Below are 14,749 nucleotides of genomic sequence, written 5' to 3'. Positions count from 1 at the left end.
CTCGACCATTCCTGCTCACGAAGTGCCGCCACGCCCACACTCGGAATCCCCGACGGCGGCAAGTGGTTGCCTGGGGACATGCGATCGATCGTCTACACGAAGCCCGGTGACAGCAGCGTCCTCGAACTCGTCGAGCGGGACGTGCCCGAACCCGGCGCCGGCGAGGTCCGCGTCCGCGTCGTCGTCTCCGGCGTGAACCCCACGGACTGGAAGGCACGGGCGGGCGGCACCTACGGCGACGGCCTGCCCTTCCCCGAGATCACCCCGAACCAGGACGGCGCCGGTGTCGTCGACGCGGTCGGCCCGGGTGTCGAGGAACTCGCCGTCGGCGACCGCGTGTGGCTCTTCATGGCCGCCGCCTCGCGCCCGACGGGCACCGCGCAGGAGTACACCGTCGTGCCGGAGACCCGCGCGGTCCGCCTGCCCGACGAGACGAGCTTCGACGTCGGCGCTTCGCTCGGTGTCCCGGCGATGACCGCGCACCGCGCCCTCACGACGCACGAGGACGGCCCCGCACGACTCGGCCCCGGTGCGCTCGACGGCGTCACGGTGCTCGTCGCCGGGGGTGCCGGAGCGGTGGGGCACGCGGCGATCCAGCTCGCCCGTTGGGCCGGCGCGACGGTGATCACGACGATCAGCTCGGACGACAAGGCCTCCCTCGCCACCGCGGCGGGTGCCCACCACGTCGTGAACTACCGACAGGACGACGCCGCGACCCGCATCCGTGAGATCGCGCCGGACGGCGTCGACATCGTCGTCGAGGTGTCGATCCCCCAGAACGCCGAACTGGTCGCCGACGTCCTCGCGAACCACGGCGTCGTGTCGATCTACGCGAACAACGGCGGCGACGAGGCGACGCTGCCGATCCGCCCGAACATGAGCGTGAACGCGCGCTACCAGTTCCTGCTGCTCTACACGATCGGCGACGAGGCCCTGGCCGCCGCGGCCGAGGACGTCACCGAGGCGCTGCACGACGGCGTGCTGCCGGTCGGTGCGGACGCGGGTCTGCCGCTCACCCGCTTCGACCTCGCCCGCACCGCGGACGCGCACGACGCCGTCGAGCAGGACACCGTCGGCAAGGTCCTGATCGACGTTCCCGAGGCGCAGTAGCCTCCACGCCCGGACGACGAACGGCTCCCACACCCGTGGGAGCCGTTCGTCGTGGACGATGCGGGAAGGGTCAGCGACCCAGGCGCGCGGCGATGGCTGCGGCGACCCGGATCCGGGCTGCTTCGCGCTCGCGCTCGAGGTTGGCGGCGATGACGTCGAGGTCTTCGTAGTCGGCGTCGGTGGTGGTGTCGTTCCAGTTGGGCGATGAGATCCGGGCACGCCCGAACGACGGCGGAGCAGGGTTCACGGTCGTCATGAGGGCATCGTACGTCGAGCGTCCGACAGAGCGTGTGAGCATCACGGGCCTTTCCTTGGATTGCGGTCGCGCTCGGGGAACGAGTAGGTCAACGAGAACGCCATGGCCATGAACGACGCCATCATCGCGATGTTCTTGGCGTCGAGTTCGGTGAAAGCGTCGGGGACCGGGGAGTCGACGGTGAGCATGCCGAACGAGTACTGGTCGGACCGGATCACCACCGAGACGTACGACGAGTAGCGCGGTTCGAAGCCCGGCGCGTCCTGGTCCACGTCGACGTCGGCCGAGCGGTCGCCGACGATCCGGGGCGATCCCCCGACCAGCACCCACTCGAGGTTGCGGTCGCCGTAGGGCGTGCCCGCGCGGAAGACCCCGGCGGTGTCGCCGGCGCCGCCGTGACCGATCGGCTCGAGCGCACGCAGATCGGTGGACAGCTGGTACACGTTGGCGCGGACGTCGGGCACCTTCGGCAGCAGGTAGAACGCCAGGGCCACGGCGACGCGGTCGGCGACGACGGAGAGTTCGGCGTGGCGCTCGGAACGGGGCAGTTCGGTGAACCGGACGAGCCGGGTGGCGATCTGGCCGAACGCGTACCGGACCGCCGTCGACTGTTCGAGTTCGGCCGCGGTCGCGTTCTCCTCGGCCACCGACCGCGCAGCGTCGCTGCGTCGGGTCCGGACCACCTGCACCGCCACGGCACCGGCCAGCACGACGAGCCCGAACACGACGAGCGACAGTCGGACCGCCGGGGTGGCGAACAGGTTCGGCAGCTGGAACGCCGCAGTGGGCGCGGCCGCCACCACGATCGGCCACCCGACCGTGCCGACCCGTCCTGAACGCTGTTGCCCCTGACCACGACGCTAGGTCACGCCACCGACGCAGACGGAGTTGTCCACAGGTCGGTTCTCCACAGGATCTGTCGGCCTCCACGGGCCCGTCGCACACAGCTGGTAAGCAAGACCCATGACCGATGCCAGCACGCCCGTTCCCGGATCCAGAGCCCTCGTCCTGGGCGGTGGTGGCGTCGCCGGGATCGCGTGGGAGGTCGGGGTGCTGTCCGCCCTGCAGGACGCCGGCGTCGACCTCGACGCTGCTGACCTCGTCGTCGGCACGAGCGCCGGCAGCGTCGTCGGCGCATTCGTCCGGAACCGCGCGGTGCAGCAGGCGTACGACCAGCAGCACACCCCCGCACCGACGACCTACGTCGAGCCGCCGGCCATCGACACCGACGCCGTCCAGCAGCGGATCGGTGCCGCGCTCGAGGGGGCGACCGGCGAGCAGGACGCCCGCGCCCGCCTCGGCCTCGCCGCCCAGCAGGTCACCGACGGACAGTCCGACGACGAGCGCGTGGCGACCTTCGCCGAGACCCTGCCGTCCACCGACTGGCCGGCCAAGCCGCTCGCGATCACCGCGGTCGACGCCACCGACGGCACGTTCCGGCTGCTGACCGCAGCCGACGGCGTCCCGCTCCCCCGCGCGGTCGCCGCGAGCTGCTCCGTGCCGTTCGTGTGGTCGCCCGTCGGCATCGAGGGGCGACCGTACGTCGACGGCGGGGTCCGCTCCGGCACGAACGCCGACGCCGCCGCCGGACACGAGCGTGTCCTCGTCATCGCCTGCGGTCCCGAGGGTCCGTCTCCGGTCGGCCCGTGGCTCGACGTCGCGGTCGAGTCGCTCCGCGCCGGCGGCAGCTCGGTCGAGGTCGTCGTGGCCGACAGCACCGCGCAGGAAGCCTTCGGCACCAACTCGCTCTCACTGGCCACCCAGGCGCCCTCGGCCGAGGCCGGCCGCGCCCAGGGCACAGCGGTCGCCGAGCAGATCGCCGCCTTCTGGGCCGATGACCTGGTGAGCGTGGTCGCATGACGACGCCGTTCTCCGAACTCGACCAGTACATCGCGCTCCCCCGGGTCGACGGGATCGCGATCAGCCCGGACGGAGAGCGCGTCGCCCTGACGGTCAGTGCGCTCGACCCGGATCGCACCGGGTACCGGCGCTCGATCTGGCAGGTGCCAGCCGGCAAGGGACATGGTGGCGCACCCGCGTCCCCCGTCCGCCTCACCCGGTCCGCCAAGGGCGAGGGCGGCATCGCCTTCACCCGGACCGGCGACCTGCTCTTCGTCTCCGCCCGCCCCGACGCCGACGCCACCGACGTCGAGGCCGCCCAGCTCTGGGTCCTGCCGGCAGCCGGTGGTGAAGCCCGCCCCCTCACGCGGCTCACCGGCGGGGTCGGCGGCGTGCTCGCGACCGCAGCGGCCGCCGACACCGTCGCGCTCACCGCCGACCTGCTGCCGGGTGCCGGCTCTGACCCGGCGACCGTGCTCGACGCCGACGCCGAGCTCCGCAAGGCCCGCACGGACAAGAAGGTCCGCGCGATCCTGCACGAGACGTACCCGGTCCGGTACTGGGACCACGACCTCGGCCCTGACCAGACCCACGTCCTCACGCTCGACACGGCCGGCGGATCAGACGAACTCGCGCAGCCCGTCGACCGCACGCCGGCACCCGCCCGGTCACTGGACCACGTCACCGGGGCACTCACGCCCGACGGGTCCGTCCTGTTGGCAGCCGTGGGCGTCCGGGAGGCCCGTGGGGACCGCTCGACGCTCGTCACGATCGACTGCACGAGCGGCCACCGCACGGTGCTGTTCGACGACGTCGACGTCGACCACGAGATGCCCACCCTGAGCCATGACGGCCGCACGATCGCGTGGGTCCGGACGGTGCGCTCCACCCCCGCCGGCGCGCACCAGCAAGAGGTCTGGACCGCCGGCATCGACGGCTCGGACCCGCGCCGCGTCGCCACCGACTGGGACCGCTGGCCGAGCGAGCTCGTGTTCGAGCACGGCGACCGCGCCCTGCTCGCCGTGGCCGACCATGACGGCCGGGCACCCGTGTTCCGCATCCCGCTCGACGACACAGCCGTCGAGCAGCTGACCCACGACGACTGGGCGTACTCGAGCCTGCGCGTGGCGGAGGCGAGCGGTGTGGTCGTGGCGCTCCGGGCCTCCTGGGCGGCGCCGCTGCACCCCGTGCGGATCGCGACCGACGGCGTGGTGACCCCGCTCGCGACGCCCGCGCCCCTGCCAGAGGTCCCCGCGCACCTGGAAGAGGTCGAGACGACCGCGGCCGACGGCGCGCGCGTACGCGGCTGGCTGGTCGTGCCGGAGGGTGACGGGCCGCACCCGCTGCTGCTCTGGATCCACGGCGGGCCGCTCAACTCGTGGAACCAGTGGTCGTGGCGGTGGAACCCGATGCTCCTGGCGGCGCGCGGGTACGCCGTGCTGCTGCCGGACCCCGCGCTGTCGACAGGCTACGGGCTCGACTTCGTGAACCGTGGGTGGAACGCGTGGGGGCAGGCGCCGTACACCGACCTGATGGCGATCACAGACGTGGTCGAGGCCCGAGCGGACATCGACGAGGCCCGTACGGCGGCGATGGGCGGCTCGTTCGGCGGCTACATGGCCAACTGGGTCGCCGGGCACACCGACCGGTTCCGCGCGATCGTCACGCACGCCAGCCTGTGGGCGCTCGACCAGTTCAACGGCACCACGGACTCGTCGCAGTACTGGTCGTCGATCTTCGACTCCGCCGGCATCGAGGCCAACGACCCGCACCGCTTCGTGGCGGACATCACGTCACCGATGCTCGTCGTCCACGGCGACAAGGACTACCGGGTGCCGATCGGCGAGGGGCTGCGACTGTGGTCCGAACTCGCGGAACACCACGCGGCCGACGACGGCACGATGCCGCACCGGTTCCTGTACTTCCCGGACGAGAACCACTGGGTGCTCTCGCCGCAGCACGCCGTGGTCTGGTACGAGACGGTGTTCGCGTTCCTCGGGCAGCACGTGCTCGGCCAGGAGTGGGAGCGGCCGGAGCTGCTCGGGTAGCGCGGGCGTGGGGGTCGGCCCGGAACGACACGATCGACGTCGCACGACATCGAGAACGTCGTTCCGGGTCGGATCCGCCCGACCGACCCGGGTCCGCCCGCGCTAGACGAACGCGGCCTGGCCCGTGATCGCCCGCCCGACGATGAGCGTGTTCACCTCGCGCGTGCCCTCGTACGAGTAGATCGCCTCGGCGTCCGCGAAGAACCGGGCGACCCCCTTGTCGAGCACGATGCCGTTGCCGCCCTGCACCTCGCGGCACCAGCCGACGGTCTCGCGCATCTTCGCGGTCGCGAACGCCTTCGCCAGGGCGGAGTGCTCGTCGCCCCCGACGCCGGCGTCCTGCATGGCCGAAGCCTGCGTGCAGAGCGCGATCGAAGCGGTGATGTTCGACAGCGACTTCACGAGCAGGTCCTGCACGAGCTGGTGCGACGCGATCGGCTTGCCGAACTGGATCCGCTCGCGGGCGTAGGCGAGGGCGGCTTCGTAGGCGCCGACCGCGATGCCGACGGCCTGCCAGGCCACCTCGGTGCGGGTCAGGCGGAGCACCTCGGCCGTCGAACGGAACGAGTCGGCGCGCTGGAGTCGACGCGACTCCGGCACCCGCACCCCCTGCATGACGATGTCGGCGTTCTGCACCCCACGCAGCGCGATCTTGTCCTCGATCTTGGTGGCGGTGAAGCCGGGGGTGTCCGTGGTGACCAGGAAGCCCTTCACCTGCTCGTCGGCGACGTCCTTCGCCCAGATGACGACGACGTCGGCGAAGGTGGCGTTGCCGATCCAGCGCTTCTCGCCGTCGAGCACCCACGAGTCGCCGTCGCGGCGGGCGGTGGTGCGCAGGCCACGGGCGGAGTCGCTGCCGGACAGCGGTTCGGTCAGGCCGAACGCCCCGATGAGTTCGCCGGCGGCCATGCGCGGCAGCCACTCGCGCTGCTGTTCCTCGCTGCCGGCGACGGCGATCGAGTTCATCGCCAGACCCGACTGCACACCGATGAACGTCGCGACGCTGGCGTCGACGCGTCCGAGTTCGAGCGCAGCCCACCCGCGGTACACGGCCGAGTTCTCGAACTGGCGCACCAGCGGGATCCCCGGCCCGTACATGCCCAGCTCGGCGAGGGGCGCGATCACCTGCATCGGGAACTCGGCGCGTGCCCAGTACCCGTCGGCGATGGGCGCGACCTCGCGCTCGAGGTACTCGCGGAGCCGCCCGATCGACGCGCGCTCCGGCTCGGTCAGCTGTTGTTGGAAGCCGTAGAAGTCCGATTCGAGGAGGCCCGCCGTGGGCGTCAGCGTTGACATGGAACCAACGATGCATCATTCTCGAAAACGTTGCAAGAGAGGACCGCGTGTACACATCGGATTCTGCGCTGCGCGCCTTCCGGGAGGCCCGCCACACGTTCATCGACGGCTCACGGATCGACATGGGCGCGTTGGCTGCCGCACTCGGCGTGGACCGTACGTCGCTGTTCCGGTGGGTGGGCAACCGTGACCGGTTGCTGTCCGAGATCCTGTGGTCCCTCGCAGTCCCGACGCTCGACCGGGCGTCCCGTGCTGCCGACACGATCGGGTCGTCCGGAGCGGCGCGCATCGTCGACGTGCTCGACCGGTTCACCGCCGACCTCATCGAGGCCACCTACTTCCGCGCCTTCCTGACCCGCGAGCCCGCGCGGGCGATGCGCCTGCTGACCACCTCGGAGAGCGACGTGCAGAGCCGGTTCGTCGAGCGGGTCACCGCGCTCGTGGTCGAGGAGCAGTCGTCCGGCGAGTTCGATCCGGCGCCGTTGTCCTCCGAGGAGCTGGCAAGGCTGCTCGTCCGGATCTCAGAGTCGTTCACCTACGCTGAGTTCATCTCCGGCGAGGCCCCCGACCCCGTCCGGGCACGCGCCGCGTTCGAGTACGTGCTGCGCCCCGCCGCCGATCACGCCACACCCGCACCTCCGATCGGAGACCGATGACCATCGACGAGTACCCGTTCCGCCGCCTCTACCCCACTCGGTGGAACGACAACGACATGTTCGGGCACGTCAACAACACGATCTACTACTCGGCGATGGACAACGCGTCGACGTACTGGTTCCGCGAGGAAGCTGGCCTCGACCCCTTCACGTCGGAGTGGATCGCGGTCTTGGTGTCGTCGAGCTGCCGGTTCGTCGAGTCCGCCGTGTGGCCGGACGTCATCGAGGTCGGGATGCGGTCCAAGCACCTCGGCAACACCAGCCTGTCGTGGGAGTTCGGCCTGTTCCGTCAGTCCGACGGCGCCCTGCTCGCCACCGGAGAATTCGCGCACGTCATCATCGACCGCGAGGGTGCCCGCCGACCGATCCCCCTGCCGGAGTCGCTCCGCGCGCTCGTCACCGGCACGATGGTCGCCCCGGAGCCCGCCGTCGCCGACTGACGCTGCGCGCGGCGCAGAGAACGCGTCAGGGGCGGTAGTCGTCACCGCGCGGCTGGTTCAGCCGCACGGCGAGGTCGTCGCCCGCGGGCTTCGCGCCGTTCAGGGTCCCGAGCACCTTCGCAACGGTCGACAACACGAAGCCGATCCCCCGGCCGATGGCCTGCACGAAGCGCATGACGTCCCCTCTCGTCGCCCCATGCTAGCCCGCGGCCCGAGAACTGCTCAGGACTTGAGGGCAGCGAGCTCGAGGTTGATGTCGTCGGGGTCCTGCACGGACAGGATCACCATGCCGGCGTCGCCGAGGTCGGTGACCTCGCCGTGCTCGACCCCTGCGGCGTCGAGGCGTGCGGCCGCCTGGTGCAGCTCGTCGACCGACCCCACGACGAAGCTGACGTGGTCGAGACCGACGGTGTCCGGGTTGAACGTCTGCCCCGCCGGGGCGACCGGGCGGAGTCCGAACACCTGGTCGCCGAGCTGGAACACGGAGCCGCCGTAGAAGCGTTCGCGGTCCTCGCGCACGCCGGGCTCGTCGACCTGGTCGCTGAAGTCGATCGCCGGGTCGGTGCCGAGCAGCTGCTGGTAGAAGGCCTTGCTGCGGTGGATGTCGGTCACCGTGACGCGGACGTGGGCCAGGGCGGTGGGGCGTGCGAACGGTTCGGTCATGGTGGAGCTCCTCCGGGTTCGACCCGACGCAGGGCCGCCGGGTGCGCGCCGTGGTTGCGACGCGCACCCGAGGCAACGCTCTGCCCCTCCGAAGTACCCGTGGCCGTGCGGCGACCGGACAGCGGCGCTGGACCCGAACGCCAGCGCCGCGGTCCGGTCAGATGAGCTCGTCGGTCAGGTGGTTCGGCGTGCCGAAGCGGTGCGCCGTGATCGACACCGCCTGCTCGCGGACGAACGGCAGGATCTCGAGCCGACCAGCCTCCGTCACCGGGCCGCCGTACACCGCGACGTCCGGACGCCCGCCGACCGCCGAGTACAGCGCCGACGTGTTGCCGCCGATGAGCCGCACACGGGTCGACGGGCCCGCCGCGATGGACGACACGAAGGACTCGTCGGAGACCGACTGCGAGACGGACCGGGCGATGGGCAGCGAGCGGATCGCCGAAGCGACGGACTCGGGCAGCGCCGCGACCGTCGACACCTCGATCGTCGTGCCGGCTCGGAGTGCGGCGGCAACGACGCGCACGAGCTCGACCACCGAGGCGTCAGCGTCGGAGCCTGCAACCGCAGCGAGCCGCACGTGCACCGACGGGAACGGCAGGTACCGCGCGATGTTCCGCTCGGCGGTGAGGGCCGAGACGTCGGTCGCGGTGCCGAACAGCGTCGACCAGGCCTGCTCGTCCGATGCCAGCGACCGGTCGAGCACAGGCGACGTGACCTCGGTCGCCCGGACGAACGCATGCACCGCGGCGGATGGAACAGCCGACGCAGTCGACGCAGCGGGCGCCCACGACCCCAGCCCGAGCAGGTAGTTCAGCCCGCCGGCCTTCGTGCCCGCGCCGACGGCCGACTTCTTCCAGCCACCGAACGGCTGCCGACGGACGATGGCGCCCGTGATGCCGCGGTTGACGTAGAGGTTGCCCGCCTGGATCCGCTCGAGCCAGGTGCCGATCTCGGCCGGGTCGAGCGAGTGCAGGCCCGAGGTCAGGCCGTAGTCGACCTCGTTGACGATGTCGATTGCTTCGTCGAGGGTGTCGGCGGTCATCATGCCGAGGATCGGACCGAAGTACTCGGTGCGGTGGAACTCCGAGCCGCGTCGGACGCCCTGACGGACACCCGGGCTCCAGAGCTTGCCGGTCTCGTCGAGCCGCTTCGGCTCGACGGCCCAGGACTCGCCCGCGCCGAGCGTCGTCAGGCCGTCGAGCAGCTTGCCCGACGCCGGCTCGATGACCGGGCCCATCTGCGTCGCGGCGTCGGTCGGGTAGCCGACGGTGAGCGAGGACACGGCGTCGAGGAGCTGGTTGCGGAAGCGCTTCGACTTCGCGACCGAGCCGACCATCACCACGAGTGACGCGGCCGAGCACTTCTGGCCGGCGTGTCCGAAGGCCGAGGCGACGACGTCCTTCACCGCGAGGTCGAGGTCCGACGACGGGGTGACGATCACGGCGTTCTTGCCCGAGGTCTCGGCGAGCAGCGGCAGGTCAGAGCGGAACGAGCGGAACAGCTCGGCGGTCTCGTAGGCACCGGTGAGGATGACCTGGTCGACCATCGGCGAGGCGATGAGCTGCTGGCCGAGGTCGTTCTCGGACACCTGCAGGAACGCGAGCACGTCAGCCGGGGCTCCGTGGGCGTCGAGCGCGGTCTCGATGATCGACGCGAGGACGGCCCCGGAGCGCTCGGCGGGCGGCGCGGGCTTGAGGACGACGGCGGACCCGGCGGCGAGTGCGGCCAGGGTCGAGCCGGCGGGGATCGCGACCGGGAAGTTCCACGGCGGCGCGACGAGGGTCAGCGTGGCCGGGGTGAACGTGGCACCGTCGAGGTCGTCGAGCTGGGACGCGAGCGAGCCGTAGAAGTGCGCGAAGTCGATCGCCTCGGACACCTCGGGGTCGGCCTGGTCGATGGTCTTGCCGGTCTCGGCGGCCATGACCTCGATGAGTGCTGCGCGGTTCGCCTCGAGCGCGTCGCCGACGGCGTGCAGCACGGCGCCACGAGCGGCACCGGACCAGGTCCCCCAGACCGCACCGGCGGCCTGGACGCGAGCGAGCGCCGCGTCGAGCGACGCGGCGGAGTCGACCCGGGCCTCCTGGACGGCGCGGACGCCGAGCGTCGACGACGCGATCCGGTCCGTGATGGCCGACCCCCACTGACGCACCGACGCGACCGACGGGTCGCTGTCCGGCGTGTTCTCGAACCGGCCGGGCCCGGGGCGACCAACGGCCGCGTAGCGGTCGGCGACGCGGTGGGACGCGGGGGCAGCGAGCCCCTCCGGAGTGGCGAGCGGCACGAGCGAGGCGCGGAACCGCTCTTCTTCGCGGGCGAACAGCGGCGGCGACGACACGAGCGAGAAGACCGCGGACATGAAGTTGTCCTGCGAGGCGCCCTCTTCGAGGCGGCGGATCAGGTACGCGATCGCGACGTCGAACTCGCCCGGGTGGACGACCGGCGTATAGAGCAGCAGCGAACCGACGGTGCGGCGGACGGCCTCGGCCTGTCCCTGTGCCATGCCGAGCAGCATCTCGAACTCGATGCCGTCCCGCACACCGCGTTCGCCGGCGAGCAGCCACGCGTGCGCGACGTCGAACAGGTTGTGTCCGGCGACGCCGACGCGGACGTTCTCGACGCGGGACGGGGTGAGCGCCCAGTCGAGCACGCGCTTGTAGTTGGTGTCGGAGTCCTGCTTGGTGTGCCAGGTGGCGAGCGGCCAGCCGTGCACCGAGGCCTCGACCTGCTCCATCGGCAGGTTCGCGCCCTTGACCAGGCGGACCTTGATGCCGGCACCGCCGCGGGCACGGCGGGCGGCGGACCACTCCTGCAGCTGCTCCATCGCGGCGAGCGCGTCGGGCAGGTACGCCTGCAGGACGATGCCGGCTTCGAGATCGAGGAACGCGGGCTCGTCGAGGAGCTGCGTGAAGACCGCGATGGTGAGGTCGAGGTCCTTGTACTCCTCCATGTCGAGGTTGATGAACTTGGCCGGGGACGCCGACGCGGCCCGGCGGAAGAGGGGCCGGAGCTTCTCGATGATGTCCTCGACCGCGTGGTCGAACGCCCACGGGGAGTGCGGGTGCACGGTGGAGGAGACCTTGATCGACACGTAGTCGACGTCGTCGCGCGCCAGGAGCTTGTGCGTGCCCTCGAGCCGACGGGCTGCTTCGCCCTCGCCGAGCACGGCCTCGCCGAGCAGGTTGACGTTCAGCCGGACGCCGTCGCGCTTGATCTTGGCGATGGCCGGGCCGAGCTTGGTGTCGGTCGCGTCGACGATCAGGTGGCCGACCATGTTCCGGAGCACTCGACGTGCGATGGGCACGACGACGCCGGGCAGTGCCGGTGCCATCCCGCCACCCACGCGGACGAGTCCACGGAGCGCTACGGGCAGGAAGCCGGGCGCACCGGGAGCGATGGCACGGAGCTTGCGGGCGGCGACGCCGAGGTCCTCGGGTCGGACGACGCCGTCGACGAACCCCACGGCGAAGTCCAGACCGGCGGGGTCGGCGAGCACCCCGGCGAGCTGTTTCGCCGAGCCGTCGACCGGGTAGGTCTCGGCTTCGGCGAGCCACTGTCGCACGAGCGCGACGGACTGGTCCGCGAGGGCGTCGTGGTCGGTGGCGGGGTGCTCGTGCAGGGTCGTCATGGGTTCAGTGTGGAGGGCCGCATGCTGAAGCGGAAGCAACGGTTCGTGATGAATACCGTTCAGCGGAGCTACAGTGTCAGCGTGCTCGATGTCCGCCGTCTCGTCCTGCTCCGTGAGCTCTCCATCCGGGGCACGATCGCCGCGGTCGCCGAGGCCGTGAACTTCACCCCGTCGGCGGTCTCGCAGCAGCTCAGCGCCCTGGAGCGCGAGGCCGGCGTGCCCCTGCTCCGGAAGGCCGGTCGGCGGCTGCAGCTCACCCCGCAGGCCGAGGTCCTGGTGCAGGCGGCCGGGCACGTGATGGACGTCCTCGAGCTGGCGCAGTCGCAGGTCGAGGAGACCATGCCGACCGTGCAGGGTCGGATTCGCGTCGCGGTGTTCCAGTCCGCGGCCCTCGCCCTCATGCCGAACGCCCTGCACGCCATGGCGACCGAGCACCCGGACGTCCGCATCGAGATGGTGCAGCGGGAGCCGGAGACAGCACTGCACGAGACCTGGGCCCGCGACTTCGACGTGGTCATCGCGGAGCAGTACCCCGCGCACGCGGCTCCGCACCTGCCGGGGCTGCACCGCGAGGACCTCACGACCGACGCCGTCCGGCTGGCCCTGCCCCCGATCGACACCGCCCTCGCTCCGGTGTCGTCGATCGAGGACGCCGAGGCACTCCCCTGGGTGATGGAGCCGCGCGGGACCGCGTCGCGGCACTTCGCCGAGCAGGTCTGCCGACGCTGGGGCTTCGAGCCGGACGTGCGCTACGAGACCGCCGACCTGCAGACGCAGATCCGCCTGGTGGAGTCCGGGAACGCCGTCAGCCTGATGCCCGACCTGATGTGGACCGGTCGCACGACGACGTGCCGGCTGGTCGAGCTGCCCGAGCACCCACGGCGGACGATCTTCACGGTGGTCCGGTCGGCCGGGTCGTCCTCCCCCGCGGTCCGCGCGCTCCGCCACGCCCTCGAACACGCGGCCGCCGCGGTGGGTGACGCCGGTACGGAGGTCGTGACCGATCCGTGACCTCCGACACGTCAGGACCGGTCGTCGTCGGACACTCCCTGGGTAGAGGACGCTGATCGAGCGTCCCACCCAGGCATCCGAGGGGGATCCCATGAACCAGTCCTGCAAGTACACGCTCCGCCGCAACGCGGCGATCGGAGCGGCCATCGCGATCGTCACCGCCTCGTCGGCGTTCGGCATCGGGGCGAGCGCCGCCTCCGCGGCCACCGACGAGACCGCCGCACCGAGCAGCACGACCACGTCCGCACCGCAGGACGCAACCACCGCGACCACCGACTCCGACACGCAGCAGGCCGCACCGGACGACGCGCCCGCCGACCCGGCGCCGGCCACCGACCCGGCACCCACCACCGAGACGGCGGCACCGGACGACACGCCGGCACCCACCCCGGCCGGGACCACCACGCCCACCGCGGACCCGGGGACGACGACCCCCGCCGCCGAACAGCCTGCTCCCGAGGCATCGACGCCCGTCACCTGGGCGGAGCCGTCGACCAAGGACGCGCCGATCGTCCTCACCGCGACCGCCGGTCAGCCGTTCTCGCACACCTTCACCGCCCAGGGCGGCGACGGCCCACTGGAGTACCTGTTCAACCCGCTGAACTTCTTCCCGAACAACGACGTCAACGGCTGGTCCTGGAACGAGCAGACCGGTGTCCTGAGCGCCACCCCGAAGAGCACGATCGACGGGCCCGCACTGTTCCTGGTCACCGCGACCGACCTGCACCAGACCGCCAAGCAGTACGTCCAGGTCGACATCGAGCCCGGCGCCCCGGTGGGTGTCACGTTCGGTGTCGACAGCTCGGACTCCGACGTCAGCTGGCAGGTCGACGCCGACGGGACGATCCGTGAGTACACGCCGGGCGGCACCGGTGCGACCGTGGTGTCGGAGGTCCCCGCCACCGTCGGCTCCTCGATGACCCTCGCGGGGCTGGCCGTCGATGCGCTGGGCAACCGCACCACCCCGGGCGACGGGTACCCGCGTTCGACCGTCACGAGCACCACCGCGTCCGACGGCGTGGTCTGGGACCCGAACTGGTCGGCGAACACGGTGACGTTCTCGGAGCCGGGCACCCGCACGCTGACGGTGTCCGAGGGCGGCGTCTCGACCTCGTTCACGGTCCGCGTCTCCGAAGCCCCCGCTGCCGTCGCCGGCATCGCCGTCGGGGTGCTCCCCGCGGACGAGACGTCCGGTGACCGTTGGGGCGTCGAGGGCGACGTGATCACCTACTACCCGGCGGACGGCGACGCGCAGCGTGTCGACGCGATCCCGGCCCGACAGGGTGACCGGGTGCAGATCCGTGCCCTGGCCGTGGACGCCGACGGGCAGCCGGTCGGTGACCACACCGACCTCACCTTCACGAGTGACGTGGCCAGCGACCGCATCGAGTACGACCCCGAGGCCGCGGCCACCTGGGTGACCTTCGACCACGCGTCGCCGCACACGATCACCGTGGCCTACGGGGACGTGACGAGCACCATCCGCTTCGAGGTGCAGCCAACCGCCACGACCGTGGTCTCGACCACCCGCACACCGACCGCGTCGGGCACCCTCGCGTACACCGGGGCCGACGAGTCCGGACCGCTCGCGTGGGCCCTCGGCCTCCTGGCGTCGGGCGCCGGCCTGCTCGTCTGGCGCGTGCGTCGCCGACTCGGCTGAGGCACGTCACGGCGACCGCCTGACGGACTGGAGGCGCGGAGCACGACCGCCCCGCGCCTCCCGTCCGTCGTCGCGCGATCCTGTGAGAAACCCCAGATCAGAGCGGGTAGTACCGAGATGAAACCGTGATCTCCGGCGGGAC

13 protein-coding genes are annotated in these 14,749 nt (G+C 71.5%); 7 read left to right on the top strand and 6 right to left on the bottom strand.

The window, feature by feature from the left end:
- The first annotated feature begins 78 nt into the window (after window positions 1-78).
- The gene (locus OGL88_RS16330; protein WP_263092150.1) at window positions 79-1,110 is read left to right on the top strand and encodes an NADPH:quinone reductase; all 1,032 of its coding nucleotides are present in this window, start codon (window positions 79-81) and stop codon (window positions 1,108-1,110) included.
- A 70-nt stretch (window positions 1,111-1,180) separates the two neighbouring features.
- Here OGL88_RS16330 and OGL88_RS16325 read toward each other — a convergent pair whose 3' ends face one another.
- Window positions 1,181-1,366 carry a hypothetical protein gene (locus OGL88_RS16325; protein ID WP_205462139.1) on the bottom strand — a complete coding sequence of 62 codons (186 nt, stop codon included), beginning with the start codon at window positions 1,364-1,366 and terminating at the stop codon, window positions 1,181-1,183.
- 41 nt (window positions 1,367-1,407) lie between these two features.
- Window positions 1,408-2,169, bottom strand: a complete 762-nt coding sequence (locus OGL88_RS16320) for a hypothetical protein (protein ID WP_263092149.1) — start codon at window positions 2,167-2,169, stop codon at window positions 1,408-1,410.
- A gap of 160 nt (window positions 2,170-2,329) precedes the next feature.
- On the opposite strand from OGL88_RS16320, the gene OGL88_RS16315 reads away from it, so the two are divergent.
- On the top strand, window positions 2,330-3,226 hold the full coding sequence (locus tag OGL88_RS16315) for a patatin-like phospholipase family protein (RefSeq protein WP_263092148.1): 897 nt from the start codon (window positions 2,330-2,332) through the stop codon (window positions 3,224-3,226).
- Window positions 3,223-5,253: a S9 family peptidase gene (locus tag OGL88_RS16310; RefSeq protein WP_263092147.1), complete on the top strand. Its 2,031-nt coding sequence runs from the start codon at window positions 3,223-3,225 to the stop codon at window positions 5,251-5,253. Before OGL88_RS16315 ends, OGL88_RS16310 begins: the two co-directional genes overlap by 4 nt.
- Window positions 5,254-5,355: 102 nt before the next feature.
- On the opposite strand, the gene OGL88_RS16305 is transcribed toward OGL88_RS16310, so the two are convergent.
- Complete coding sequence (locus OGL88_RS16305) at window positions 5,356-6,549, bottom strand: acyl-CoA dehydrogenase family protein (protein ID WP_263092146.1); 1,194 nt, start codon at window positions 6,547-6,549, stop codon at window positions 5,356-5,358.
- 47 nt (window positions 6,550-6,596) lie between these two features.
- On the opposite strand from OGL88_RS16305, the gene OGL88_RS16300 reads away from it, so the two are divergent.
- Together OGL88_RS16300 and OGL88_RS16295 are read left to right on the top strand one after the other, a co-directional pair.
- The gene (locus OGL88_RS16300; protein ID WP_144750513.1) at window positions 6,597-7,205 is read left to right on the top strand and encodes a QsdR family transcriptional regulator; all 609 of its coding nucleotides are present in this window, start codon (window positions 6,597-6,599) and stop codon (window positions 7,203-7,205) included.
- Entirely contained in the window at window positions 7,202-7,645 is a 444-nt protein-coding gene (locus OGL88_RS16295; RefSeq protein WP_205462136.1) for an acyl-CoA thioesterase, read from the top strand. Before OGL88_RS16300 ends, OGL88_RS16295 begins: the two co-directional genes overlap by 4 nt.
- A gap of 25 nt (window positions 7,646-7,670) precedes the next feature.
- Here the strand turns inward: OGL88_RS16295 and OGL88_RS16290 are convergent, their stop codons facing one another.
- The 3 genes from OGL88_RS16290 to OGL88_RS16280 form a co-directional block, all read right to left on the bottom strand.
- Window positions 7,671-7,820, bottom strand: coding sequence for a hypothetical protein (locus OGL88_RS16290; RefSeq protein ID WP_263092145.1), 150 nt, complete (start codon window positions 7,818-7,820; stop codon window positions 7,671-7,673).
- 47 nt (window positions 7,821-7,867) lie between these two features.
- On the bottom strand, window positions 7,868-8,308 hold the full coding sequence (locus tag OGL88_RS16285) for a VOC family protein (RefSeq protein WP_111086862.1): 441 nt from the start codon (window positions 8,306-8,308) through the stop codon (window positions 7,868-7,870).
- Between the two features lie 157 nt (window positions 8,309-8,465).
- Window positions 8,466-11,936 carry a bifunctional proline dehydrogenase/L-glutamate gamma-semialdehyde dehydrogenase gene (locus OGL88_RS16280; RefSeq protein ID WP_263092144.1) on the bottom strand — a complete coding sequence of 1,157 codons (3,471 nt, stop codon included), beginning with the start codon at window positions 11,934-11,936 and terminating at the stop codon, window positions 8,466-8,468.
- Between the two features lie 81 nt (window positions 11,937-12,017).
- Here OGL88_RS16280 and OGL88_RS16275 point away from each other — a divergent pair, with 81 nt between their 5' ends.
- Both OGL88_RS16275 and OGL88_RS16270 read left to right on the top strand, forming a co-directional pair.
- Complete coding sequence (locus OGL88_RS16275) at window positions 12,018-12,947, top strand: LysR family transcriptional regulator (protein WP_263092143.1); 930 nt, start codon at window positions 12,018-12,020, stop codon at window positions 12,945-12,947.
- Window positions 12,948-13,038: 91 nt separating this feature from the next.
- Complete coding sequence (locus OGL88_RS16270; RefSeq protein ID WP_263092142.1) at window positions 13,039-14,607, top strand: hypothetical protein; 1,569 nt, start codon at window positions 13,039-13,041, stop codon at window positions 14,605-14,607.
- Window positions 14,608-14,749 lie beyond the last annotated feature (142 nt).

The organism is Curtobacterium sp. RIT-PI-V, from assembly GCF_025642935.1.
Classification (GTDB): domain Bacteria; phylum Actinomycetota; class Actinomycetes; order Actinomycetales; family Microbacteriaceae; genus Curtobacterium.
Note: the sequence above shows the minus strand (reverse complement) of the source record. Positions and strands in the feature narration are given on the sequence as shown.

Coding starts and splice junctions, on each gene's coding strand:
- OGL88_RS16290 (WP_263092145.1), bottom strand. CDS start 7,820: ATGCGCTTCGTGCAGGCCATCGGCCGGGGGATCGGCTTCGTGTTGTCG.
- OGL88_RS16325 (WP_205462139.1), bottom strand. CDS start 1,366: ATGACGACCGTGAACCCTGCTCCGCCGTCGTTCGGGCGTGCCCGGATC.
- OGL88_RS16270 (WP_263092142.1), top strand. CDS start 13,039: ATGAACCAGTCCTGCAAGTACACGCTCCGCCGCAACGCGGCGATCGGA.
- OGL88_RS16315 (WP_263092148.1), top strand. CDS start 2,330: ATGACCGATGCCAGCACGCCCGTTCCCGGATCCAGAGCCCTCGTCCTG.
- OGL88_RS16330 (WP_263092150.1), top strand. CDS start 79: ATGCGATCGATCGTCTACACGAAGCCCGGTGACAGCAGCGTCCTCGAA.
- OGL88_RS16310 (WP_263092147.1), top strand. CDS start 3,223: ATGACGACGCCGTTCTCCGAACTCGACCAGTACATCGCGCTCCCCCGG.
- OGL88_RS16285 (WP_111086862.1), bottom strand. CDS start 8,308: ATGACCGAACCGTTCGCACGCCCCACCGCCCTGGCCCACGTCCGCGTC.
- OGL88_RS16280 (WP_263092144.1), bottom strand. CDS start 11,936: ATGACGACCCTGCACGAGCACCCCGCCACCGACCACGACGCCCTCGCG.
- OGL88_RS16295 (WP_205462136.1), top strand. CDS start 7,202: ATGACCATCGACGAGTACCCGTTCCGCCGCCTCTACCCCACTCGGTGG.
- OGL88_RS16305 (WP_263092146.1), bottom strand. CDS start 6,549: ATGTCAACGCTGACGCCCACGGCGGGCCTCCTCGAATCGGACTTCTAC.